Source organism: Pseudomonas simiae, from assembly GCF_000934565.1.
Taxonomy (GTDB): Bacteria; Pseudomonadota; Gammaproteobacteria; order Pseudomonadales; family Pseudomonadaceae; genus Aquipseudomonas; species Aquipseudomonas simiae.
Map to the genome: position 1 here is coordinate 64,697 of NZ_CP010896.1, position 24,288 is coordinate 88,984.

23 protein-coding genes are annotated in these 24,288 nt (G+C 60.6%); 12 read left to right on the forward strand and 11 right to left on the reverse strand.

The window, feature by feature from the left end:
• Positions 1-4 precede the first annotated feature (4 nt).
• The 3 genes from PF1751_RS00335 to PF1751_RS00345 are packed head-to-tail and all read left to right on the forward strand — an operon-like array spanning position 5 to position 2,603.
• Entirely contained in the window at positions 5-1,084 is a 1,080-nt protein-coding gene (locus PF1751_RS00335; protein WP_010207809.1) for a COX15/CtaA family protein, read from the forward strand.
• Entirely contained in the window at positions 1,072-1,971 is a 900-nt protein-coding gene (gene cyoE, locus PF1751_RS00340; RefSeq protein ID WP_021491404.1) for a heme o synthase, read from the forward strand. The genes PF1751_RS00335 and cyoE overlap by 13 nt, the downstream gene beginning before the upstream one ends.
• A complete protein-coding gene (locus PF1751_RS00345; RefSeq protein ID WP_010207811.1) occupies positions 1,968-2,603 on the forward strand; it encodes an SCO family protein in 636 nt (211 codons plus the stop codon). The genes cyoE and PF1751_RS00345 overlap by 4 nt, the downstream gene beginning before the upstream one ends.
• Positions 2,604-2,764: 161 nt before the next feature.
• Here PF1751_RS00345 and PF1751_RS00350 read toward each other — a convergent pair whose 3' ends face one another.
• Genes PF1751_RS00350 through PF1751_RS00360 form a run of 3 tightly spaced genes read right to left on the reverse strand, consistent with a single transcriptional unit; the run spans position 2,765 to position 5,268 of the window.
• Positions 2,765-3,535 (reverse strand): MetQ/NlpA family ABC transporter substrate-binding protein, encoded by a 771-nt coding sequence (locus PF1751_RS00350; RefSeq protein WP_042571120.1) that lies wholly within the window; start codon positions 3,533-3,535, stop codon positions 2,765-2,767.
• A 51-nt stretch (positions 3,536-3,586) separates the two neighbouring features.
• Positions 3,587-4,261, reverse strand: coding sequence for a methionine ABC transporter permease (locus PF1751_RS00355; RefSeq protein WP_010207814.1), 675 nt, complete (start codon positions 4,259-4,261; stop codon positions 3,587-3,589).
• Positions 4,261-5,268, reverse strand: a complete 1,008-nt coding sequence (locus PF1751_RS00360) for a methionine ABC transporter ATP-binding protein (RefSeq protein ID WP_010207815.1) — start codon at positions 5,266-5,268, stop codon at positions 4,261-4,263. Before PF1751_RS00360 ends, PF1751_RS00355 begins: the two co-directional genes overlap by 1 nt.
• Before the next feature lie 193 nt (positions 5,269-5,461).
• Between PF1751_RS00360 and katE the strand changes: the two genes are divergently transcribed.
• Positions 5,462-7,675 (forward strand): catalase HPII, encoded by a 2,214-nt coding sequence (gene katE / locus PF1751_RS00365; RefSeq protein WP_226994534.1) that lies wholly within the window; start codon positions 5,462-5,464, stop codon positions 7,673-7,675.
• A 98-nt stretch (positions 7,676-7,773) separates the two neighbouring features.
• On the opposite strand, the gene PF1751_RS00370 is transcribed toward katE, so the two are convergent.
• The 4 genes from PF1751_RS00370 to PF1751_RS00385 are packed head-to-tail and all read right to left on the reverse strand — an operon-like array spanning position 7,774 to position 10,579.
• Positions 7,774-8,493 carry a PA5502 family lipoprotein gene (locus PF1751_RS00370; RefSeq protein ID WP_038452470.1) on the reverse strand — a complete coding sequence of 240 codons (720 nt, stop codon included), beginning with the start codon at positions 8,491-8,493 and terminating at the stop codon, positions 7,774-7,776.
• Positions 8,494-8,530: 37 nt separating this feature from the next.
• Positions 8,531-9,319, reverse strand: a complete 789-nt coding sequence (gene znuB, locus PF1751_RS00375; protein ID WP_010207821.1) for a zinc ABC transporter permease subunit ZnuB — start codon at positions 9,317-9,319, stop codon at positions 8,531-8,533.
• Entirely contained in the window at positions 9,312-10,097 is a 786-nt protein-coding gene (znuC, locus tag PF1751_RS00380) for a zinc ABC transporter ATP-binding protein ZnuC (protein ID WP_010207823.1), read from the reverse strand. The genes znuB and znuC overlap by 8 nt, the downstream gene beginning before the upstream one ends.
• Positions 10,097-10,579 (reverse strand): Fur family transcriptional regulator, encoded by a 483-nt coding sequence (locus tag PF1751_RS00385; RefSeq protein ID WP_010207825.1) that lies wholly within the window; start codon positions 10,577-10,579, stop codon positions 10,097-10,099. The genes znuC and PF1751_RS00385 overlap by 1 nt, the downstream gene beginning before the upstream one ends.
• A 58-nt stretch (positions 10,580-10,637) precedes the next feature.
• On the opposite strand from PF1751_RS00385, the gene PF1751_RS00390 reads away from it, so the two are divergent.
• Positions 10,638-11,567 (forward strand): zinc ABC transporter substrate-binding protein ZnuA, encoded by a 930-nt coding sequence (locus tag PF1751_RS00390; RefSeq protein ID WP_021491401.1) that lies wholly within the window; start codon positions 10,638-10,640, stop codon positions 11,565-11,567.
• Positions 11,568-11,669: 102 nt separating this feature from the next.
• Here the strand turns inward: PF1751_RS00390 and PF1751_RS00395 are convergent, their stop codons facing one another.
• Positions 11,670-12,623: a homoserine kinase gene (locus PF1751_RS00395; protein WP_010207829.1), complete on the reverse strand. Its 954-nt coding sequence runs from the start codon at positions 12,621-12,623 to the stop codon at positions 11,670-11,672.
• Positions 12,624-12,679: 56 nt separating this feature from the next.
• Positions 12,680-12,970, reverse strand: coding sequence for a DUF2782 domain-containing protein (locus PF1751_RS00400; protein WP_010207830.1), 291 nt, complete (start codon positions 12,968-12,970; stop codon positions 12,680-12,682).
• A 74-nt stretch (positions 12,971-13,044) separates the two neighbouring features.
• On the opposite strand from PF1751_RS00400, the gene polA reads away from it, so the two are divergent.
• Positions 13,045-15,822, forward strand: coding sequence for a DNA polymerase I (gene polA / locus PF1751_RS00405; RefSeq protein WP_010207831.1), 2,778 nt, complete (start codon positions 13,045-13,047; stop codon positions 15,820-15,822).
• A 269-nt stretch (positions 15,823-16,091) separates the two neighbouring features.
• Here the strand turns inward: polA and yihA are convergent, their stop codons facing one another.
• Complete coding sequence (gene yihA / locus PF1751_RS00410; protein WP_010207832.1) at positions 16,092-16,733, reverse strand: ribosome biogenesis GTP-binding protein YihA/YsxC; 642 nt, start codon at positions 16,731-16,733, stop codon at positions 16,092-16,094.
• A gap of 192 nt (positions 16,734-16,925) precedes the next feature.
• Between yihA and PF1751_RS00415 the strand changes: the two genes are divergently transcribed.
• The 6 genes from PF1751_RS00415 to PF1751_RS00440 all read left to right on the forward strand — a co-directional run bounded on the left by PF1751_RS00415 (position 16,926) and on the right by PF1751_RS00440 (position 22,498).
• Complete coding sequence (locus tag PF1751_RS00415) at positions 16,926-17,228, forward strand: c-type cytochrome (RefSeq protein WP_021491398.1); 303 nt, start codon at positions 16,926-16,928, stop codon at positions 17,226-17,228.
• Positions 17,229-17,262: 34 nt separating this feature from the next.
• The gene (locus PF1751_RS00420) at positions 17,263-17,889 is read left to right on the forward strand and encodes a c-type cytochrome (protein ID WP_044286408.1); all 627 of its coding nucleotides are present in this window, start codon (positions 17,263-17,265) and stop codon (positions 17,887-17,889) included.
• Between the two features lie 168 nt (positions 17,890-18,057).
• Positions 18,058-18,693 carry a thiol:disulfide interchange protein DsbA gene (gene dsbA, locus PF1751_RS00425; RefSeq protein WP_010207835.1) on the forward strand — a complete coding sequence of 212 codons (636 nt, stop codon included), beginning with the start codon at positions 18,058-18,060 and terminating at the stop codon, positions 18,691-18,693.
• Between the two features lie 10 nt (positions 18,694-18,703).
• Positions 18,704-19,582 (forward strand): endonuclease/exonuclease/phosphatase family protein, encoded by an 879-nt coding sequence (locus PF1751_RS00430; protein WP_010207836.1) that lies wholly within the window; start codon positions 18,704-18,706, stop codon positions 19,580-19,582.
• Positions 19,579-21,633, forward strand: a complete 2,055-nt coding sequence (locus tag PF1751_RS00435; RefSeq protein WP_021491397.1) for a GGDEF domain-containing protein — start codon at positions 19,579-19,581, stop codon at positions 21,631-21,633. Before PF1751_RS00430 ends, PF1751_RS00435 begins: the two co-directional genes overlap by 4 nt.
• 88 nt (positions 21,634-21,721) lie before the next feature.
• Positions 21,722-22,498: an N-acetylmuramoyl-L-alanine amidase gene (locus tag PF1751_RS00440; protein WP_010207840.1), complete on the forward strand. Its 777-nt coding sequence runs from the start codon at positions 21,722-21,724 to the stop codon at positions 22,496-22,498.
• Here PF1751_RS00440 and PF1751_RS00445 read toward each other — a convergent pair.
• Positions 22,495-24,282 (reverse strand): ATP-binding protein, encoded by a 1,788-nt coding sequence (locus PF1751_RS00445; RefSeq protein WP_010207841.1) that lies wholly within the window; start codon positions 24,280-24,282, stop codon positions 22,495-22,497. The genes PF1751_RS00440 and PF1751_RS00445 overlap by 4 nt on opposite strands.
• Between the last annotated feature and the right edge of the window lie 6 nt (positions 24,283-24,288).

A 24,288-nucleotide genomic window follows, 5' to 3' on the forward strand; every position in this document is an offset into this window, starting at 1 on the left:
CGTCATGGCCAAGCCTGGATTTCGCCTCGCGTTGTTTGCCACCCTGCTGGCGTTGATCGTCGTGCTGCTCGGCGCCTATACGCGCCTGACCCACGCCGGTCTGGGTTGCCCGGATTGGCCGGGCTGCTATGGCTTCATCAGCGTGCCGAAGACCGAAGCCCAGTTGGCCCATGCCGAGCTGCATTTCCCTGATACGCCGGTCGAGGCGGACAAGGGCTGGGCCGAGATGACCCATCGCTACTTCGCCGGCACCCTGGGCTTGCTGATCGTGCTGCTGGCCGCGCGTTCGTGGAGCCATCGGCGCGATCCAGGCCAGCCGGTGAAGTTGCCGCTCTTTGTGCTGGCGGTGGTATTCGCGCAGGCCGCGTTTGGCATGTGGACGGTGACGCTGAAGCTGTGGCCGCAGGTGGTCACCGGGCATTTGTTAGGCGGTTTTGCGACCTTGAGCCTGCTGTTTCTGCTGACCCTGCGCTTGTCCGGCGTATTGCCCGCCTTGATTGTGCCCAGGCGCCTGCAATATTGGGCGACGGCGGGCCTGGTGCTGGTGATCGGCCAGATCGCGCTGGGGGGGTGGGTCAGTTCCAACTACGCGGCGGTGGCCTGTATCGATTTGCCGACGTGCCATGGCGAATGGTGGCCGGCAGCGGATTTCGCCAACGGCTTTCATCTTACACAGCACATCGGGCCCAACTACCTGGGCGGGCAGCTGGACAGTGAGGCACGCACCGCCATCCACCTGACCCATCGCATTGGCGCCGTCATCGTCAGCCTGGTGCTGCTCGGCCTGGCCTGGCAACTGCGTGCAGTAGGTATGACTCGCTTGGCGGGCTTGCTACTGATCGCCCTGGTGGCGCAAATCTGCCTGGGCCTGAGCAATGTGTATTTCCACCTGCCGCTGCCGGTTGCGGTCGGGCATAACGCGGGTGGTGCGGCCTTGTTGCTGACGCTGGTTCTGGTCAACTACCACGCCCGCACCAGCCTGGTCCGGGTGCGCAACCAGTTGCCGTTCGGTTGGCGTTTCATTCCGCGTAAACACGTATCGGGCCTCATCACCCTTAAAGGAGAAATGCCATGGCGACCTTGATCGGCGCGCGTCAGGGTCAGGCGATCTGGCGTGATTACCTGGAGCTGACCAAGCCGAAGGTGGTGGTGCTGATGCTCATTACCTCGCTGGTGGGGATGTTCCTGGCGACCCGTGCAGGCGTGCCGTGGACGGTACTGGTATTTGGCAACCTGGGGATTGCCCTGTGCGCGGGCGGTGCGGCGGCGGTCAATCATGTGGTGGATCGGCGTATCGATGCGGTGATGGCGCGCACTCACAAGCGGCCGCTGGCAGAGGGACGGGTATCGCCGCTGGCGGCGTTGGCGTTTGCATTGTTTCTGGCTGTGGCAGGATTGGCGCTGTTGCTGGCGTTCACCAACCCGCTGGCGGCTTGGCTGACGCTGGCCTCGCTGCTCGGTTATGCGGTGATCTACACCGGCTTTCTCAAGCGTGCGACGCCGCAGAATATCGTCATCGGTGGCCTGGCCGGTGCTGCGCCGCCACTGCTGGGCTGGGTCGCGGTCACCGGGCATGTCAGCGCCGAGCCCCTGCTGTTGATGCTGATCATCTTCGCCTGGACGCCGCCGCACTTCTGGGCCCTGGCCATTCACCGCAAGGAGGAATACGCCAAGGCGGATATCCCGATGCTGCCGGTGACCCACGGCGAGCACTACACCAAGGTGCATATCCTGCTCTACACCTGCGCCTTGCTGGCGGTGAGCCTGATGCCCTATGTGATCCACATGAGCGGCCCGTTGTACCTTGCGTGTGCACTGCTGTTGGGCGGGCGCTTTCTGCAATGGGCCTGGGTGTTGTACCGTGGCGGTCGGCCGCACGCGGCGATCAACACCTTCAAGTACTCTATCTGGTACTTGCTGCTGCTGTTTATCGCGCTGCTCCTTGACCACTACCTACTGTTGAACCTATGACTCGAACTCAAAAAACTGTCTTCATCCTGGTGGCCCTGGTGGCATTGATCATGGGCCTGACCGTTAACAAAGTGCTCTCGGGCAAAGGCCAGGGTGACCCTACCGCCTTGATTGACGCTGGCATCATCCTGTTGCCGCAAAGCCGTCAGTTGCCGCCGGTGACCATGACCAACCAGGACGGCCAGCCAGTGGTGGTCAACGAATTGAAAGGCAAGTGGAGCCTGCTGTTCTTCGGCTACACCTTCTGCCCGGATATCTGCCCGACCACCCTCGCCCAGCTGCGCCAGATCAAGAGCGAACTGCCCAAGGACGTTGTGGATAAGTTGCAGGTGATCCTGGTCAGCGTCGACCCGAACCGCGACACGCCGACTCAGCTCAAGCAGTACCTGGGCTACTTCGACCCGCAGTTCCAGGGCCTGACCGGCGCAAACGTGGAGGAGGTGCAGAAGGTGTCGAATGCGGTGAGCATTCCGTTCATTCCGGCCGATACCAGCAAGCCCAACTACACCGTCGACCACAGTGGCAACCTGGCGCTGATCGGACCGGATGGGACCCAGCGTGGGTTTATCCGGGCGCCGTTGAACAATCAGAAGCTGGTAGCGCAATTGCCCGGCTTGCTACTGCGTAAATAAGTCGGACGCCAACCCTGCCAACAACACAAAACAGATGTGGGAGCTGGCTTGCCTGCGATTGCGGGGGGCCAGCCAACATCTTCGTCGACTGACACTCCGCATTCGCGAGCAAGCCCGCTCCCACATTTTTTGATCTCCAGTGTTTGGGAGATCGAGTCAGATCAGAACGCCGGCTTGATCGCGCCTTTGTACTTCTCTTCGATGAATTTCTTCACTTCAGGCGTGTGCAGGGCAGCAACCAGCTTCTTCACAGAGTCCGAGTCTTTGTTGTCTTCGCGCGTCACCAGGATGTTCACGTAAGGCGAGTCGCTGCCTTCGATGACCAATGCGTCCTTGGACGGATCCAGCTTGGCTTCCAGCGCGTAGTTGGTGTTGATCAGCGCCAGGTCGACCTGGGTCAGCACGCGCGGCAGGGTGGCGGCTTCCAGTTCGCGGAACTTCAGGTTCTTTTCGTTCTTGGTGATGTCCTTGATGGTCGACAGGATGTTGGTCGGGTCCTTCAGGGTGATCAGGCCATTCTTGGCCAGCAGCAACAGCGCGCGGCCGCCGTTGGTGGCGTCGTTCGGGATCACGACGTTTGCGCCGCTAGGCAGCTCGTCCAGCTTCTTGTACTTGCTGGAGTAGGCGCCCAGGGGTTCCAGGTGCACGGCGCCGACGCTCACCAGGTGAGTGCCCTTGGCCTTGTTGAACTCATCCAGGTACGGCTGGTGCTGGAAGAAGTTGGCGTCCAGGCGCTTTTCAGCGACTTGTACGTTCGGCTGCACGTAGTCGGTGAAGACTTTGACCTGCAGGTCTACGCCTTCTTTGGCGAGCGCAGGTTTCACGAATTCCAGGATTTCCGCATGAGGCACCGGCGAAGCAGCGACCGTAATGGTCTCGGCGTGGGCGGAAAACGCGGCAACGGCGGCGAAAGCAACCAGTAGTTTTTTCATCCAACAAGCTCCTTGTTCGGGCATGTACCGGCTTGCGGCCGGCAATGGCCGTTATTTTCGAGAAAAGTGCACCACCAGCTTGTCGCCGACGGTTTGCAGAATTTGCACCAGGATCAACAGCATCACCACGGTGACCACCATCACATCGGTCTGGAAACGCTGGTACCCGAAACGGATCGCCAGGTCACCCAAGCCACCGGCACCGACGACACCGGCCATCGCCGTGTAGGACACCAGTGTAATCGCCGTCACCGTAATCGCTGCGAAAATGCCGGGACGGGCTTCGGGCAGCAAGGCGTTGGTGATGATCTGGCGCGTGCTGGCGCCCATGGATTGGGTGGCTTCGATGATGCCGCGGTCCACTTCACGCAGGGCGGTTTCCACCAGCCGCGCGAAGAACGGCGTTGCGCCCACGACCAGCGGTGGAATCGCCCCCGCCACACCCAGCGAAGTGCCGGTGATCAGTACGGTGAACGGGATCATCACGATTAACAGAATAATGAACGGCAGCGAACGCAGGATATTCACGATCAGCGACAGCAGCGCGTACAGGCCTTTCTGTTCGAACAGTTGGCGCGGGCTGGTCAGGAACAACAGCACGCCCAGCGGCAGACCGAGCACTACGGTGAAGAACAGTGAGCCGAACAGCATGGTCATGGTGTCGCCGGTGGCGAGCCAGATTTCGGACCAGTCGATATTGGCGAAGAAACTCAACAGGACGTCCATTAGCGCAGGATCTCCATGTGGACGTCAGCGGCGGTGAAGCGCGCAAACGCGGCTTCCATGTCGCCACCGGTGACGGCGAGGGTCAATTGCCCGTAAGGGATGTCTTTGATGCGGTCGATACGGCCGGCGAGGATGCTGTAGTCCACACCCGTTTCGCGGGCGACGGTGCCCAGCAGTGGCGCGTAAGTCGCTTCACCCTGAAACGTCAGGCGCACGATGCGGCCGGGTACGTGGGCGAAGTCGTCGCGTTGCTCGTTTTCGTCGACCTGCTCGGACTCTTGCACGAAGCGTTTGGTGGTCGGGTGCTTGGGGTGCAGGAACACGTCGGCCACCGAGCCTTGCTCGACGATCACGCCGGCGTCCATCACGGCCACCTGGTCGCACACGCGGCGGATCACGTCCATTTCATGGGTGATCAGCACGATGGTCAGCTTCAACTCGCGGTTGATCTCGGCCAGCAGCTGCAGCACCGAGGCGGTGGTCTGTGGGTCGAGGGCGCTGGTGGCTTCGTCGCACAGCAAAATCTTTGGCTTGGTCGCCAGGGCGCGGGCGATGCCGACGCGCTGCTTCTGGCCACCGGACAACTGCGCCGGGTACTTCTTGGCGTGGTCCGACAGGCCGACACGAGCGAGCAACTCTGCAACGCGCTGGTCGATCTCCTTGCGCGACAACTCGCCGGCCAGGGTCAGCGGCAGCGCCACGTTGTCGGCGACGGTCTTGGACGCCAGGAGGTTGAAGTGCTGGAAGATCATCCCGACCTGCTGGCGGAAACGGCGCAAGCCGTTGGCGTCCAGCGCGGTGACTTCTTCGCCGTCGACCGTGATCTTCCCGCCACTCGGTTCTTCGAGGCGGTTGATCAGACGCAGCAGGGTGCTTTTACCCGCACCAGAGTGGCCGATCAGGCCGAACACCTGGCCGTTTTCGACACTCAAGCTGGTGGAGTGCAGCGCGGGAATATCCTTACCGGCGACGCGGTAAGTTTTATGGACGTTTTGAAACTCGATCACGTAGCGAACCTTGTGGGGCGCATGGAAAAGGGATCAGCGGTTAGCCGGGCGCGCATTTTAGCCTGTCCGTATAGTGTTTCTTAGCATTTATTTCGCATTCAACCAGCGATTTGGCAATAACGCGATCAAAGGTCATAAAAAAGGAACGGCCCAAAACCCCATCAGTCACTACTTAAGCAACTCGATTTCCCAGGTGCCGTGCCTGGGGTTTTGCTCAAACGAGCCGGGGACCGCTCTGGCCACTTTGAATAAGGAGTTTTGTCTGATGAGTACCAAGAAGCCAGCCACCCCGCTGAAGAGTGAACTCGCGGGTACCGATACCCTGGACCGTGGCAACACCAACGCCAAGCTGCAGGCCCTGGAAGAATTCCGCTCCGATGCGACCGGCCAGGCCCTGCGCACCAACCAAGGCGTGAAGATCTCCGACAACCAGAACACCTTGAAAGTCGGTTCCCGTGGCCCATCGCTGCTGGAAGACTTCATCATGCGTGAAAAAATCACTCACTTTGACCATGAACGCATCCCGGAGCGCATCGTGCATGCCCGTGGCACCGGCGCCCATGGTTATTTCCAGACGTATGAGAACCATTCGGCGCTGACCAAGGCTGGGTTCCTGCGTGATCCTGGGCATAAAACCCCGGTGTTCACGCGCTTTTCCACCGTGCAGGGTCCACGTGGCTCGGGTGATACGGTGCGTGACGTGCGCGGTTTTGCGGTTAAGTTCTTCACCGAAGAAGGCAACTTCGACCTGGTGGGCAACAACATGCCGGTATTTTTCATTCAGGACGCGATCAAGTTTCCTGACTTCGTGCACGCCGTAAAGCCTGAACCACACAATGAAATTCCTACCGGCGGATCGGCGCACGATACCTTCTGGGATTTCGTTTCGCTGCAGCCCGAATCCGCTCACATGGTGATCTGGGCGATGTCTGACCGCGCCATTCCAAAGAGCCTACGCAGCATGCAAGGCTTTGGCGTGCATACCTTCCGCCTGGTGAATGCCGAGGGTCAATCCAACTTCGTCAAATTCCATTGGCGCCCTACCGCAGGCACCTGCTCGCTGGTGTGGGACGAGGCGCAAAAGCTGGCCGGTAAAGATACCGACTACCACCGTCGTGATCTCTGGGAAGCCATTGAGATGGGCGACTACCCCGAGTGGGAATTGGGCGTGCAGGTTATTCCCGAGGATAAGGAACATGCATTCGACTTCGATATTCTCGACCCGACCAAGCTGATTCCGGAAGAGCTGGTGCCGATCACGCCGTTGGGCAAGATGGTGCTGAATCGTAACCCGGATAACTTCTTCGCAGAAGTCGAGCAGGTCGCGTTTTGCCCTGGCCATATCGTGCCGGGTATCGACTTCTCCAATGACCCCCTGCTGCAAGGCCGTCTGTTTTCCTACACCGATACACAGATCAGCCGACTGGGCGGCCCGAACTTTCACCAGTTGCCGATCAACCAGCCCGTGACGCCGTTGCATAACAATCAGCGTGATGCCATGCACCGCAGCACCATCGACAAAGGCCGTGCGTCCTACGAGCCGAATTCGATTGATGGCGGCTGGCCTAAGGAAACCCCGCCGGCGGCACAGGATGGTGGCTTCGAGACTTATCCGGAGCGTATCGATGCCCACAAGATCCGTGAGCGCAGCGAGTCGTTCGGCGATCACTTCTCTCAGGCGCGCCTGTTCTTCCGCAGCATGAGCAAGCACGAGCAAGAGCACATCATCGCGGCTTATAGCTTTGAGTTGGGCAAGGTGGAGCGTGAGTTCATTCGCGCGCGTCAGGTCAACGAGATCCTGGCCAATATCGACCTGGAACTGGCCAAGCGCGTGGCACAGAACCTCGGGCTGCCAGCGCCGACTAAAGGCACCGTGCCGGAGCGTCAAACCAAGCCGGAACGTTCGCCGGCATTGAGCCAGGCGAACCTGCTGCCGGGCGATATCAAGACCCGCAAGGTCGCGATCCTGGCAGCCAATGGCGTGGACGGCGTAGCGATTGCCGCGCTGAAAAAGGCACTGGAAGCAGAGGGTGCGCACGCCAAGTTGCTGGGGCCCACCTCGGCGCCGGTGAAAACGGCCGATGGCAAGAGCCTGCCAGTGGATGCGTCGATGGAAGGTATGCCGTCCATTGCGTTTGATGCGGTGTTTGTCCCTGGCGGAAAGGACTCGGTGAAAGCCTTGAGCGGTGATGGGGTGGCGTTGCACTTCCTGTTGGAGGCGTACAAGCACCTGAAGGCGATTACCGTTGCCAGTGACGCCAAGCCATTGTTGGACCTGCTGAAGCTTGAGGTGGATGCGGGGCTGATCGTGGGGTCGGATGCCAAGGCGTTCAAGGCGTTTTTTGCCGCCATCGGCCAGCATCGGGTTTGGGATCGTGAGCCTAAGGCTAAGGCGATTCCGGCTTAAATCATTGGCTGTTTGTTAGATCGTCATCGCAGGCAAGCCAGCTCCCACACTTGAATGTGTTCACACTTCAAATGGGAACTGGCTTGCCTGCGATGCTTTTATTCCGCCTTGCGCGGAATCAGCACAACTTGCGCAGGAATATTCTTCAGAATCTGACGGTGAATCTTCAGGTCATAGTCCGAATCGATACGCTTCACCCGTTTGGTCAGCAACGTGGCCAGCCACGGGTAATCCTCTGTGCGCGGCGCCTGGATGCTCACGTCGCACTGGTAATTCACCACGTCGGTGGCAATTGCATCCAGCTGGTGTCGCAGTTCTTCGATATGGGTCAGGTTCAGCGCCACGGTGGTGCTGGGGGCTGCCGGGTCGATGACTTTGGCCGCGGGTTTGGCTTCGGCGGCTTTCAGGGCGGCCTCGGCTTGGTCCAGCTCGGCTTTGCGGGCGTGAGTGATGGCGCTGTTTACGCCACCGGTCAGCGCCGGGGCCTTGGGCATCAGGGCGCGGGCACGGCTCAGTGCGGTGGCGGCGGCGTTTACGTCACCTTTTTGCAGCACGATCTGGCTGCGCTGCAGATAGGCTTCGGCCAATTGACGCTGGTAGGCCTCCAGCGCCGGGTCGTTCGGCGACTGGGTCTGCAGTGCTGCCAGTTGATCTTCAGCGGTGGCCAACTCGCTGCTGGCCAGGTTTTGTTCCAGCTGCGCGATGGCCGCAGCGCGAGCGTCCGGGGCCTCGGGGGCGGCGGGCGGTGTGCTTTGACAGGCGCCCAGCAGCAGGGAAAATGCGGCAAGGAGCAGATAACGGGAGGTGAACGGCTTCATTCCTGCGACTCTCTATTTGCGCAAAAAGCGAGCAAGTCTACACCCCTCGACGGGGCAGGACAAAACTCAGCAAAAACAGGGCGGCGGCCGTGACCACAATCGATGGCCCGGCCGGCGTGTCCTTGAACCAGGACAGCGCCAAGCCCCCGCACACTGCAAGCATCCCCAGCAGGCTCGCGCCGATCGCCATCTGCTCCGGCGAACGGGCATGGCGCTGGGCGGCGGCTGCGGGAATGATCAACAGCGACGTGATCAACAATACGCCGACAATCTTCATCGCGACAGCAATCACCACGGCGATCAACAACATCAGGGCCATGCGCAGACTCGGCACAGGCAGGCCTTCGACCGTGGCCAGCTCTTCGTGCACGGTAATCGCCAGCAATGGGCGCCATAGCGCGACCAGCAACACCAGCACGGCGGCGCTGCCGCCGAGGATCCAGGCCAGGTCGGTGGTGCTAATGGCCAGCAGGTCGCCGAACAGGTAGGCCATCAGGTCGATGCGCACTTCGTGCATGAAGCTCAGCACCACCAGGCCCAGGGACAGGGTGCTCGGTGCCAGGATGCCCAGCAAGGTGTCGGAGGCCAGCGGCTGGCGCTGTTGCAGGGTCACCAGCAGCACCGCCAGCAACAGGCAGCCCACGGTCACGGCGATGGTCGGGCTCACATCCAGCAAGAAGCCCATGGCCACGCCCAGCAGCGCCGCGTGGGACAGGGTGTCGCCGAAATAAGCCATGCGCCGCCAGACCACGAACGAGCCCAGTGGGCCCGCCACCAGTGCCAAAGCCAAGCCTGCCAGCAGGGCGTAGAGCAGAAAATCAGCCATGCTTGCAGCTATCTCCATGAACGTGGGTGTGAGGGGCGGCGGGATCGTCGACCACGGCGCCGTGCAAATCGTGGGCGTGGTCGTGATGGTGGTGGTAAATCGCCAAGCTCTGGGCGTTCTTACCGAACAGCTCGACGAACGCCGGGTCGCCGCTGACCTGCTCCGGGTGTCCGGAGCAGCACACGTGACGGTTGAGGCATACCACTTGGTCGGTGGTGCTCATCACCAGGTGCAAATCGTGGGAGACCATCAGTACGCCGCAACCATGACGGTCGCGCAGGCGGGTGATCAGGCTATACAGCTCGGCCTGGCCGGCGACGTCGACACCTTGCACCGGCTCATCCAGCACCAGCAGTTCCGGCTCGCGCAACAAGGCTCGGGCCAGCAGTACGCGCTGCATTTCGCCGCCGGAGATGCTTTGCACCGGGCTGTCGATCACCTGTTCGGCGCCGACTTCCTTTAGCGCAGCCTGGGCGCGGGCGCGGTCCACGCCCGGCACCAGGCGCAGAAAGCGCAGTACGGACAGTGGCAGGGTCGGGTCGACGTGCAGCTTCTGCGGCATGTAGCCGACGCGCAGCTTGGGTTTGCGCCACACGCTGCCGGTGTCGGGCTTGAGCAGGCCGAGCACGGCGCGTACCAGGGTGGTCTTGCCGGCGCCGTTGGGACCGATCAGGGTGACGATCTGCCCAGGTTCCACGCTCAGTGCGATGTTATCCAGCACGTGTTGCCCGGCGAACGTGACCCCGACCTGTTCCAGGCGGATTAACGCGTTGCTCATCAAACCCCCTGGCAACCCGAGCACAGGCCGACCACTTCGACCGTTTGCCCTTCGACCTGAAAGCCGACGTCGGCAGAGCTCTTGATGATGGCATCGCTGATGCTTTTTTGTTCAAGCTCGATGGCGGCGTGGCACTCGCGGCAAATCAGGAACTGGCCCTGGTGTGCGTGTTCCGGGTGGCTGCAGCCGACAAAGGCGTTCAATGAGGAGATGCGGTGCACCAAGCCGTTTTCCAGCAGGAAATCCAGGGCACGGTACACGGTCGGCGGTGCGGCGCGGCGGCCATCTTGCTCGCTGAGCACGCCGAGAATGTCGTAGGCGCCCAGCGGCTTGTGGCTCTGCCACACCAGTTCCAGCACGCGGCGACGCAGGGCGGTCAGGCGCAGACCCTTCTGTGTGCACAGGGTCTCGGCCTCCGACAGCGCGGTATGCACGCAGTGAGAGTGGTCGTGGGGACGGCTGGCAAGCGGTGTTTTAGGCATGAGCGGCGACAGATATTTGATAGAGACGTTATTATGTTACCCGTTCCTACGCCATTGAGTGGTCATCGTGTCCCGACTTTTTCCCGTTTTTGTCGTATTTGTCACCAGTTTGTTCATCACTGGCGCCGCTCAGGCCGAGGTCAAGGTACTGACCAGCATCAAACCGTTGCAGCTGATTGCCGCGGCTGTGCAGGATGGCGTGGCCGTTCCCGAGGTGTTATTGCCGCCGGGTGCATCGCCGCATAACTATGCGCTGCGTCCATCCGACGTACGGCGTGTGCAGTCGGTGGACCTGCTGTACTGGATCGGCCCGGATATGGAGAGTTTCCTGCCGCGCGTGCTGAAAGGTCGTACGGCTACGACAGTGGCAGTGCAGGATCTGCCAGGCATGAAGTTGCGTCGTTTCGCTGAAGATAACCACTCCCACGCCGATGATGCCGACGAACACGACCATGATCACCGCCCAGGCAGCCTGGATGCGCACTTGTGGCTGTCGACCGTCAACGCTCGGGTGATCGCTGCGCGCATGGCTGCTGACCTGGCTGCCGCCGATCCGGCCAATGCCGCGCGTTACCAGAGCAACGCTAAAGCCTTCGACGAGCGCCTGGATGCTCTGGATGCTCGCCTGAAAGCCCGCTTGGCGCCGATCGATGGCAAGCCTTATTTCGTGTTCCACGAAGCCTTCGATTACTTCGAAGAGGCTTACGGGCTTAAGCATGCCGGCGTGTTCAGCGTGGCTGCTGAGGTACAACCCGGCGCCCAGCATGTGGCGGCGATGCGTACGCGTTTGCAGGAAGTCGGCAAGACATGCGTGTTCAGCGAGCCGCCGTTGCGTCCGCGCCTGGCGGAAACGCTGGTCTCCGGTCTGCCGGTGAAGCTGGCGGAGTTGGATGCGTTGGGCGGTTATACCCCGGCTACCGCTCAGGGCTATGAGCAGGTGCTGGAGAAGTTAGGCAATGATTTGGCGGGTTGCCTGGAGTCGCTCTGACCTGTGGGAGCTGGCTTGCCTGCGATAGCGTTAGGTCAGCCAGCATCTCCGTTGCAGACCCGCCGCTTTCGCAGGCAAGCCAGCTCCCACATTGATCGAGTTTTATAGGGCGAACGGCAGTTGGATAGTCACTTGCTGACGCTGCACCAGCCGATGCTCGAACTCCGCCGGGTCATGGATCAACACGTCCTGCCCGGCGAACGACTCAGCCGCGATCAGGCGTGACAACCAGAATCGCACGCACGCCACGCGCAGCATCGTCGGCCATAACTCGGCTTCCTTGGCGGTAAACGGCCGCAGGCTCGCATAAGCCCCCAGCAATGCCCGGGCGCGTTGCCCATCGATCACGCCATCCGCGTCCGAACACCAGTCATTCAAGGCAATCGCCACGTCGTACAGCATCGGGCCGGAGCAGGCGTTATAAAAGTCGATCAGGCCGGTGAGGTGCGTGCCTTCGAACATCGCGTTATCGCGGAACAGGTCGGCGTGCACATTGGCGCGTGGCAGGGCAAGGATCCCAGCCTTGTGGGCTTCGATCTCGCTCAGTGCGTCCTGCAGCAGGCGCTGCTGTGCATCGTTCAGATGCGAAATCAGCTGCGCGCCTTCGCTGAGCATCCAGTCCAGGCCGCGATCGGTCTTGCGTTCCAGCACCTTTTCGCCCTGTGTTGCCAGGTGCAGATGGCCTAGCAGCTCACCGACCTGGGCGCAGTGTTGGGCGTTGGCCTCCTTGATGTGCTTGCCGGCCAGGCGCGGTTGTAACAGCGCCGGCTTGCCTTTCAGCTCGCGCAGGGCCACGCCATCGGTAGTGCGCAGCGCGTAGGGCACTGGCAGGTCGGCGTCGTGGAGCACGTCGAGCAGTTCGATGAAGAACGGCATTTCCGCGACCGGACCGCGTTCTACCAGGGTCAGGACGAACTCGCCCTGCTCCAGGCTGATAAAGAAATTGGTGTTTTCGCTACCGGCGGCAATCCCCTGGAAGTCGATCAGGCGGCCGAGCCCGTAAGGGGCGAGAAAGGTTTCCAGCTCGGGCCGAGCCAGGGGGGTGAACACAGACATGGTTAAAACTGCCAGTACGGGCGCCGCGGTGTGCGGCGCCAATTGAAGTTAAGAAATCATTTCCATTCGAAGATCTTCCATGACGGGATCAGCATATCCGGCTGGTCAGAGCGGATGAAGTTCGCGTCGGTTCCGTCCGCGCGCACCAAGAAATACGGAGGCGCGCCCTTCGGGGTGACCTTGATTGCGTACAAGAAGCCGTTCTGGCGGTACTCCTGGATAGTCTTGTCACCTTCCGTGCGAATGGTCACTTCCGGATCACCCCCAGGCGCATCGTCTGCCGCCATGGCAGCCATCGGGGCGAGTGCGATCAAGCCGGTCAACAGCAGGCGTTTGAATGTACGCATGATAACCTTGTCCCTTTGTCGTCATTGGTCCGGCTATTCTAGCGCCTGACCCGCCGAAAAGGTTGATTCTGCTCATGAGCCAAGCACCCCTCGTCCTGGTGGACGGTTCTTCCTATCTGTACCGCGCGTTCCACGCGTTGCCACCGCTGACCACCTCCAAAGGCCTGCCCACCGGCGCGGTCAAGGGCGTGTTGAACATGCTCAAAAGCCTGCGCAAGCAGTACCCGAACAGTCCGTTCGCGGTGGTGTTCGACGCCAAGGGTGGGACCTTTCGCGATGAAATGTACGCCGAATACAAGGCCAACCGCCCAAGCATGCCTGATGACATGCGCCTGCAGATCGAGCCACTGCACCAGAGCGTGATCGCCCTGGGCTTCCCGTTGCTGTGCGTCGAGGGGGTCGAAGCCGATGACGTGATCGGCACCCTGGCCCGCAGCAGTGCGGCCGCTGACCGCCCGGTGGTGATTTCCACCGGGGACAAGGACATGGCACAGCTGGTCGACGGGCACATTACCTTGGTCAACACCATGACCGGTAGCGCGATGGACATCGAGGGCGTGAAGGAGAAATTCGGTGTCGCTCCCGAGCAGATCATCGACTATCTGGCGTTGATGGGCGATTCATCCGACAACATTCCAGGCGTTCCGGGCATTGGTCCGAAAACCGCTTCCGGCTTACTTGTCGGCGTGAATGGCGGCATCAAAGAGCTTTATGAGCAGTTGGACATCGTACCGTCCCTGCCTATTCGTGGCGCCAAAACACTGCCCGCCAAGCTGGAAGAACATCGGGAGATGGCGTTTCTTTCCTACCAGTTGGCGACGATCAAGTGTGATGTGCCATTGGATGTCGGCCTGGATGACCTGCACCTGATCGAGCCGGATCGCGAGAAGCTGCTGGAGCTGTACACGCTGCTGGAGTTCAAGAGCTGGTTTGATGAAATCCAGCGCGACGCCAAGCGCGTAGAACTCAAGGCGGCCCCTGCAGTTGAAGCCGTTGTTGAAACAGTGGCGCCAACAGAGGCGAGCTACACCACCATCCTCGACCAGGCGACCTTCGATATCTGGCTGAAAAAGCTCAACGAAGCGACGTTGTTTGCTTTCGATACCGAAACCACCGGTATCGACGCCCAACAGGCGCAGTTGGTGGGTGTTTCCTTCGCCGTCCAGCCCCATGAGGCGGCCTACATTCCGCTGACCCATTCCTACATAGGCGCGCCGCAGCAGTTGGATCGCGACACCGTGCTCCTGGCCCTCAAGCCACTGTTGGAAGACCCGACCAAGCTCAAGGTCGGCCAGCATGCCAAGTTCGACATGAATATCCTGGCCAACTGCGCCATCGGCGGCGACCCGGCACACGGCATTACCGTGCGCGGCATCGCCTTTGACACCATGCTCGAATCCTATGTATTGAACTCCACCGCAACACGGCATGACATGGACAGTCTGGCCAAGAAGTACCTGGACTACGACACCGTCGCTTTCCAGGACATCGCCGGCAAGGGCGCCAAGCAGCTGACGTTCGACCAGATCGCGTTGGAGCAGGCTGGCCCGTATGCGGCGGAAGACGCCGATATCACCTTGCGCCTGCACCAGGAGCTGTTTGCACAACTTAGCGCGATCCCGAGCCTGGCGAGTGTGCTCACGGATATCGAAATCCCGTTGGTGCCGGTGCTGGCCCGTATCGAGCGTCAGGGCGCACTGGTCGACAAGGATCTGCTGGGCATCCAGAGCATCGAGCTGGGCAACAAGATGGTCGAACTGGAGCGACAGGCGTTCGAGATCGCTGGCGAGGAGTTCAACCTGGGCTCGCCCAAGCAACTTGGCGCGATCCTTTACGAAAAGCTCGGCCTGCCGGTACTGAAAAAAACCGGCAAGGGCCAAGCCTCTACGGCTGAAGAGGTGCTAGCCAAGCTGGCCGAGGATGATTACCCGCTGCCAAAGGTGCTGATGCAGTACCGCAGCATGAGCAAGCTCAAAAGCACCTACACCGACCGGCTGCCGGAGCAGATCAACCCGCGCACCGGGCGCATCCACACCTCTTATCACCAGGCGGTGGCGGCGACCGGGCGGTTGTCCTCCAGTGATCCGAACCTGCAGAACATTCCGGTGCGTACCGCCGAAGGGCGGCGGATCCGTCAGGCGTTCGTCGCGCCCAAGGGCTACAAGCTACTGGCGGCGGACTACTCGCAGATCGAGCTGCGGATCATGGCGCACCTGTCCAAGGACGAAGGCTTGATGAATGCCTTCCGCGACAACCTGGACGTGCACACCGCTACGGCGGCCGAGGTGTTCAAGGTTGAATTGGGCGACGTCACTTCGGATCAGCGTCGCAGTGCCAAGGCGATCAACTTTGGCCTGATCTACGGCATGGGGGCGCAGAAGCTGGGCAAGGACATTGGCGTCGATACCAAGACCGCCAAGGCGTATATCGATGTGTATTTCGCCCGTTATCCTGGCGTTCGCGAATACATGGAGCGCACGCGTGCCCAGGCGGCTGATCAAGGTTATGTCGAGACGTTCTTCGGCCGTCGCCTGTACTTGCCGGATATCAACTCAAACAAGCCCCAGGAGCGCGCAGCGGCAGAGCGTACTGCGATCAACGCGCCGATGCAGGGTACGGCGGCGGATATCATCAAGAAGGCCATGGTGCGAGTGGACAACTGGCTGACCGAGTCCGGGCTGGATGCCAAAGTGATCCTGCAGGTGCACGATGAACTGGTGGTTGAGGTGCGTGAGGACCTGGTGGCGCAAGTCAGCGAGAAAATCCGCGAGCACATGAGTGCTGCTGCGCAGTTGGACGTGCCGCTGCTGGTGGAAGTGGGCGTGGGCAACAACTGGGACGAAGCGCACTGATTGCCGGGCTCTGCCATCACCTTGCGTGGTGGCAGAGTGCTTTAGTCCGAAAGTCGCCGTCGGTTATTTCAAATAGATTTTCGAACCTGCCGGAACTTAACCCGTGAATTGCTACTCAGAGTTACTGAATGGGTGGTGAAGCCCTTCAATGCTCCTATGTTGTGTTAAGTGTTGGCAGATATCTGGACCCCGCCCTAGCGGTCCGGAACTTGAACCCCGAACTTCCCCTCCCCATACGAAGTCCGGGGTTTTTTTTGCCTGCAGAAAAGTTACTCGGCCAATTCCGCGCCCTTGTCGGCCAATTCCATCCAGCCTGCCAACACGGTGTAGGCCTCTTCCAGGCCCATGCGTTTTGGCGCCGAGAACAGCTGGATAGTGATCGCATCACCCCAACCTTTACGGATTTCGGACTGCACTTTGAGCAGGGTGTTCTTGGCCGCGCCGTAGGTCAGCTTGTCGGCCTTGGTCAGCAGGATGTGCATCGGCATGCCGCTGGCGACGGCCCAATCGAGCATCAACAGGTCGAAGTCGGTCATCGGATGGCGGATGTCCATCATCAGAATCAAACCCTTCAAACTCTCGCGGCCGCCCAGATAAGCTTCCAGGTGACGCTGCCAGTGCAGCTTCAGCGGGATAGGTACTTTTGCGTATCCGTAGCCCGGCAGGTCGACCAGACGCCGATCATCGTCTAGCTTGAAGAAATTGAGGAGCTGCGTGCGGCCTGGGGTTTTTGAGGTGCGTGCCAGGCTGGCGTGGGTCAGGGTGTTCAGCGCGCTGGATTTGCCAGCGTTGGAACGACCGGCAAAGGCGACTTCAAAGCCTTCGTCATCGGGGCATTGGTCAACTTTGGCGGCGCTGAGCATGAACGTGGACTGTTGGCACAGACCGAGGATGGGATTCTTGAGTTGCATGAGATTTCCGATGTGGGCGGTGCCGAAAAAGGGTGCGGCAAGCGGTGTCGTTTCCGTTTCAGTAGCGCCAGTATATAATGCCGCAGATTTTGTGTGTGCTTTGTCCCAGCGAAGGATGAAGTTCACGGGAGCGATAGACCTTTATTGCGCATTAGAACGCAAAACGCTCTCAAACCCTGAAATGGTCGACGTATGACCAAGTGGTTGCTCGCTATCGGTGTCCTGGTCCCGCTTTACAGCGCTCAGGCTACACAGGATCCGGAAGCGGTGTACAACCGAGTTTGCGTGGCTTGCCATGCCGGCCAGTTGCCCAGCGCCCCCAGACGGGGTGACCAGGCAGCCTGGGCGCCAAGACTGGCGCAGGGCATGGACACGCTGGTGCAACACGTGACCCAGGGTTTCAAGGCAATGCCGCCGCGTGGTTTGTGCATGGACTGCAGTACTGAGGATTACCAGGCCATCATTGAATTGATGGTGAGTAAACCCGGTAGATAACTCTTAAACCCCTTAGCCGTAGTTGGATTAGCTGATGAACAAACTGATCGTGAGTCTGCTGTTGACCTTGGGCATCACAGGCGCTGCCGTCGCTGCAGAGGGCCCCCTCAAAGGTGATGCCACTGCCGGTCAAGCGAAAGCCGCCGTATGTGGTGCTTGCCATGGACCGGATGGTAACAGCCCGGCGCCGAACTTCCCCAAACTGGCCGGCCAGGGTGAGCGTTACCTGACCAAGCAACTGCACGACATCAAGGATGGCAAGCGTACGGTCCTGGAAATGACCGGCTTGCTGACCAACCTCAGCGATCAGGACCTGGCAGACCTCGCGGCTTATTTTGCCAGCCATAAAGGCAGTGTGGGAGCTGCTGATCCGAAACTGGTGGCCCGTGGTGAGAAACTGTTCCGCGGCGGTGACCTGGAGAAAGGCCTGCCTGCCTGCACCGGTTGCCACTCGCCCAATGGCGCGGGCATAGCGGCCGCCGGCTTCCCGCACCTGAGCGGCCAGCACGCTACCTACATCGCCAAGCAGCTGACCGATTTCCGCAAGGAAGAGGCAGGGCGAGCCAATGATGGCGACACGGCAATCATGCGCACCATCGCTCGCAAACTGAGTGATGAAGACATTGCGGCGGTCTCCAGCTACATCCAGGGCCTGCACTAAGGTGCATGTAACGTTAACACTCGATTAATCCCGCGATGCAAGCATAAAAAGGGTGGCCCAGGCCGCCCTTTTTTGTGGCCGGTGCCGTTACACTAACGAACTCATGCCCGCGTAGACCTGTCACAACAAAGGTCGCGTGAGGCGACTTTATTTGTCCAGGAGTAAAGCATGCGTAATCTGATCCTCAGCGCCGCTCTCGTCACTGCCAGCCTCTTCGGCATGACCGCACAAGCTGCCGACGTGCCGCTTGAAGCCGGTAAAACCTATGTTGAATTGGCTAACCCGGTTCCGGTTTCGGAACCCGGCAAGATCGAAGTGGTGGAGCTGTTCTGGTACGGCTGCCCGCATTGCTACGCCTTTGAGCCGACCATCAACCCATGGGTTGAGAAACTGCCCAAGGACGTGAACTTCCGGCGTATCCCGGCTATGTTTGGCGGCCCATGGGATGCCCACGGCCAGTTGTTCCTGACCCTGGAAGCCATGGGTGTGGAACACAAGGTCCACAACGCGGTATTCGATGCGATCCAGAAGCAGGGCAAGCGCCTGACCAAGCCGGACGAAATGGCTGACTTTGTCGCCACCCAAGGTGTAGACAAGGACAAGTTCCTGGCCACCTTCAACTCCTTCGCCATCCAGGGCCAGATCAAACAGGCTAAAGAGCTGGCGCAGAAGTACGGCGTGCAGGGCGTACCGACCATGATCGTCAATGGCAAATACCGGTTTGACCTGGGCACCTCGGGTGGCCCTGAGCAGACCCTCAATGTTGCCGACCAACTGATCGCCAAAGAGCGCGCAGCCAAGTAAGGGGCCCGTCATGCGCCGCTGGGGTACCGAACGTGTGGTTGGCCTGCATGATCCGCAGGTCAACGAACATCACCTGGAATCCACGGGCCTGCCGGCAGACAGCCGCCTGCGCCTGCTGAGCTTCAATATCCAGGTAGGCATCAGTACCGAAAAGTACCGGCATTACCTCACCCGTGGCTGGCAGCACCTGCTGCCCCACAACGGGCGTGCCGGCAACCTGCAAAAGATCGGCAAGCTGTTGAACGATTTTGACCTGGTTGCCTTGCAGGAAGCCGACGGCGGCAGCATGCGCTCCGGTTACATCAACCAGGTGGAGCACTTGGCCCAGCTCGGTGCCTTCCCTTACTGGTACCAGCAACTCAATCGCAACCTCGGGCGTCTGGCGCAGCACAGCAATGGCGTGCTGAGTCGCTTGAAGCCCTCGGCTATCGAAGATCACCCGCTGCCAGGCCCCAAGGGCCGGGGTGCGATCCTCGTACGGTTTGGCGAAGGCCCGGAAGCCTTGGTGGTGGTGATGATGCATCTGGCGCTGGGGGCTCGCACCCGCACCATGCAACTGGCCTACATCCGAGAGCTGATTGGCAATTACAAACACCAGGTGCTGATGGGGGACATGAACACCCACGCCAGCGACCTGCTGCAGAATTCTCCGTTGCGCGACCTCGGGCTGCTGGCGCCGCAAGCCGAAGCCACGTTCCCCAGCTGGCGTCCGCAACGCTGTCTTGATCATATCCTGCTCAGTCCTACCCTCACACTTGAGAGTGTGCAGGTGCTGGCGCAGCCCATCTCCGATCACCTGCCGGTCGCGGTAGAGATTCGTCTGCCGGGTTCGCTCACGGCTGATGCATTGCCCGCGTTGAGCCCCGGCCCTCGCGGACCCCTTGCATGAGCGACGACGCCCAGCGCTGGAAAGAAAAATACCTTAAAAGCATCGAGCAACAAGAAAAGCTCGAACGCCGTTGGGCCGCCCGCCTCGACCTGCTGCGCCGTGGGCTGGTGCGCAGCACCCTGGCCGCTGAAGGCACCGACCGCGCGGTTGACCAATGCATGAAGGAAATGCGTGACGTTGTCCGCACTGATGATATGGACGCCGCCCTCGCCGCCTTGCTGCCGCGCCTGGAAAAGGCGGTGCTGGATTCAGAGCAGCGCCGCGAAACCCGAGTCGACCAGATCAGTACCGCGCTGACGGCCTTGGTCACCCAGCTGCAAAAACTGCCATTACCGCGTGAAGTGGCCCGGCCACTGAAAACGTTCGCCAAGCAGTTGGACGGTCGGGTCAGCCAGGCACGTGAGATCCCTTTGCTGCTCAGCGAGTTGAGCGGCCTGCAAGGCCAGGCGCTCAACAACCTGGAGCCGGATGGCGATACCGCGCGTTCGGGGCCGGGGCTTTTACAGCGCCTGTTTGGTTCCAAGGACGTCGCGAATGAGGTGGTGGCAAACGAACCGACACCTCGCCCGGCCCCGCAGCCTGCGCCGACCAAACCAGCCGCTGCCGAGGCACAGCCGCCCGAGCAATCCGAGGAACTGAAGCAAGCGTTGCGCGCTTTTACGCCGCAGCCTCAAGAAACGGTCGCCCCTGTCACTGAGTACGTTGCGCCCATCAAGGTGGCTGAAGACTCCAGCGAAACGTTCGTCTACGAAGCCCCGCCTCGCTCCGCACCCATTGAAACACCCGTAGCGCGTGTCGAGCCCGAGCCCGAGCCTCAAGTCGAAGCGCCTGCAACGGAAAGCGCCCTCGCCGCCTTCATCGAAACACCTGAAATTCAGGTCGAAACCCCGGATGAGACTGCCATTGGCAGTCTGTCGCTCCCTCCGGTGCTGGAGGTCGAGGAGCCTGATCCCGACGAGCTGCAAGCGGACGGCACCTATGCCTTGCCCGACTCGCCGGAGCCGTCCTACAGCTCCGTGGCCAAACACATCGAGGACACCCTGCTCGGCCTGCTGGAAGAGCTCTCGCTGCCCGAACGCCACCGGCCGCAGGCCGAAGCGATGCGCGAACGCCTGGCCCATGGCCTGAACTGGTACGAGCTGCTGCCTATCCTTGATGACTTGGCGGTGTTGATGCTGGCGATCACCGACAGCGGCCAGCATGAGTTCGAGGCTTACCTCAAGCAGCTTAACGAGCGCCTAGAAGCATTCCAGGGGCACCTGCAGGTTGCCAGCGATGGCCACGCCGATAGTCGCTCCGCGGCCCGCGAGCTGGACACGCAGATCCGCGAACAGGTCGATGGCCTGCAAAGCAGCGTGCAGGGCGCGGCCGACCTGGACAGCCTCAAGCACGTACTGGAGAGCCATCTCGAAGGCCTGCTCGGCACCATGGACGAGCACCAACAGCAGCGTGACCAGCGCGAGCAGGAAACGGCAGCGCGTTTGAAAGGCTTGGCCGAGCGCGTTGCCAATATGGAGCAGGAGGCTCAGGGCTATCGCGAGCATCTGGAGGTCCAACGCCAGAAAGCCTTGATCGATCCGCTCACTGGGCTGCCCAACCGCGCAGCCTGGAGCGAGCGCCTCGATCAGGAGGTCAACACTTGGCACCAGCGTGGCAACAGCCTCTCGCTGGCGATGCTGGACCTGGATCACTTCAAGCGCATCAACGATGGCTATGGTCACTTGGCGGGTGACAAAGTGCTGAAAATCATCGCCAACGTACTGCGCAAGCGTCTGCGTTCGACCGACTTTATCGCGCGCTTTGGTGGGGAGGAGTTTGTATTACTGATGCCGGACTCATCCCTGACGGATGCGCTGGCGGCGGGCGAAGTGTTGCGCGCAGCGATTGAAGCGTGCCCGTTTCACTTCAAGGGCGAGCCGGTGACGATCACCGTTTCAATGGGTGTGGCGCAGTTCCAGCCGGGAGAGCGCAGTGACCTGGCGCTCAAACGTGCTGATGAGGCGTTGTATCGGGCCAAGGCGGCGGGAAGGAACCGGGTGCAGCCTGCCTAAAAGATGTTCCATTTTGTAATTTGACGGTCGGGTCACAAAGGGTACGTTACACTGTTGCATTATCGTCTTCAGTGTACTGTCTTCCGCCATGAAATCCTTGTACTTCGCCTTTGTGTTTCTTCTGCTTGCAGGTTGTGCCAGCGGCCCGCGCATGGACACCAGCCATCCTTCGGTGAATCACGACAATCGCGTGCAGTTCGTGATTGTCCACTACACCTCCACCAACCTTGAACGCTCCCTGGCATTGCTCACCCACGGCCAAGTCAGCAGCCATTACCTGATCGGCGACGACGCCTCCGGCACCATCTACAAGCTCGTTGATGAGAGTCAGCGCGCCTGGCATGCCGGCGAAAGCGAATGGATGGGTCGCACCTGGCTCAACTCCAGCTCCATCGGCATCGAGATCGTCAATCCTGGCTACAAAGACACCCCGACCGGTCGCGTGTGGTACCCGTACTCGGAGGCGCAGGTTAAATCCCTGGTGGTGCTGCTCAAGGACATCAGCAAGCGCAACGGCATCGACCCCAAGAACATCATTGGCCACAGTGACATCGCACCGTTGCGCAAACTGGACCCGGGCCCTTTGTTTCCCTGGAAGCGCCTGGCCGATGAAGGGTTGGGGGTGTGGCCGAATGCCCAGGCTGTTGCGCGGTTCCAAGTGCAATATGCCGCTGAGCTGCCGAGCATCACCTGGTTCCAGGAAGAATTGGCACGCCTGGGCTACCAGACGCCCCAGACCGGCGAACTGGATGTCGCCACGCGTCATGTCATTGCGGCGTTTCAGATGCGTTTCCGGCCGTCACTCTTCGACGGCACACCGGATGCGGAAAGCGCCGCAATCCTGCGTGCGTTGAACCGAAATTAAAGCGGCAACGCCATATAGAATTGAGTGCCCTGCCCCGGCCGCGAATACACGCCCATGCGGCCGCCGTGCAGTTGCACGATTTCCTTGCACAGCGCCAGGCCCAGGCCGGCGCCACCTTTCTTGCGGCCCACCTGGACGAACGGCTCGAAGATTCGTCCCTGTTGCCCATAAGCGATGCCTTCGCCGTTGTCCTCGACGCTGACAATCACTCGCTCGCCATGACGGCGCGCCTGCAGGCGAATCTGCCCACCGGCCGCCGTGTGGCGCAGGGCGTTGCCCAGCAGGTTGTCGAGTACCCGTTCCAGTTGTGCCTGGTCCGCATACAAGCGGGGCAGGTCGGATTGGGCTTCTACCAGCAGTTCGATGTTTTGCGCATTGGCCGGCTCGACGAAGCGCGCACGGGCGTGTTCCAGCAGGTCAGTCACATCGCATGGCCCCAAGGTGAGTTTCTGCAGGCCGTTCTGGTAGCGCGAGAAGTTGAGCAGGTCATTGATCAACTGCATCAGGCGTTGCATTTCTTCATTGACCGTATCCAGCAAATCCGCTTCACGGGACTCCGCCGGAAACTTCGCACGCTCGCGGAACAGCCCGAAGGCCATGTGCATTCCGGTCACCGGCGTACGCAGCTCATGGGAAGCGCGTAGTACAAACTCGCTGCGTACCCGTTCGAAGGCGCGTTGTTCGGTGACGTCATGCAGCACCATCACCGCACCGAGAATATGCCCCTGGGTATGACTGACGGGGGTCAGGCTGTAGGTCAGCAGGCGCAATTCACCTTCGACCTCCACCTCCAAATCCTCCGGCGCTCGCTCCAGGCTGCCGCCACGCAGTACCAGTTGCAGCTGCTCATCCAACTCGGGGCGTACCAGTGCTTCGCCAAGGCCTTGACCGAGGCGTTCCTCATCCCAGCCCAATTGGCGCTGGGCTACGGGGTTGAGGTGTTCCAGACGGCCCTGACGGTCGATCATCAGCAGGCCATCGTCGATGCTGTCGAGTACAGCTTGCAGGCGCTGTTGGCCGGCCAGCAGTTCATCGACATTGGTCGCCTGATGCTGGCGCAACGCTTCGGCCATGATGCCGAACCGGCGGGTCAGTTGGTTCATTTCTGCTGCGGACGAAATCGGCAGCGTCACTTCGAAATCGCCCTGGCCGATCTTGTCGGCAGCTTTGGCCAACGCTTCGATCGGGCCGCCGAAACGCCGAGCAATACCGTGGGCTGTGACAAATCCAATGATTAACACCGCAAGCCCCACCAACCCCAGCAAACCGGCGATCAGCAAAGCGCGCTCGCGCGACTTGTGTTCGCTGTTGCTGATGTTTTCCAGTGCCTGCTTGTGCTCGTTGATCAGGCCATTGCGCAAGGCATTGAAGGTTTCAGTGAGCTTTTCCTTGGCGCCTGGAGGGGGCGTCGGTTGCTGGGATTCGTCAAACGCATCCAACAGGTCCTGATACTGGCTTCGGGCCAGGCTGAATCCACTCCCACGATTGTCGCGCTGTTCATGGGCAATGCCCTGGTCCAGCAGGTCGAAGTAATGTTGCTTGGAGGCTTTCAGTGCCTCGGGGTCGGGCCGGTCCTCCAGCATCATGATCAATTGATCGCCCAGGCTCTGGCGCAGCTTCAGCCCCAGGTCCAGCGTAATGAAGTTGCTGCGAATCAGGGATTCCTGGGTCTTGGCCATTTGCATGACGCTGACCAGGCCCAGGATCAAACCCAACAGGGCGACCGTGATCAACGCTGAGATACTCAGGAACAGCCGAGTGCGCAGCTTCATCGCTAACTTCATAAGGTA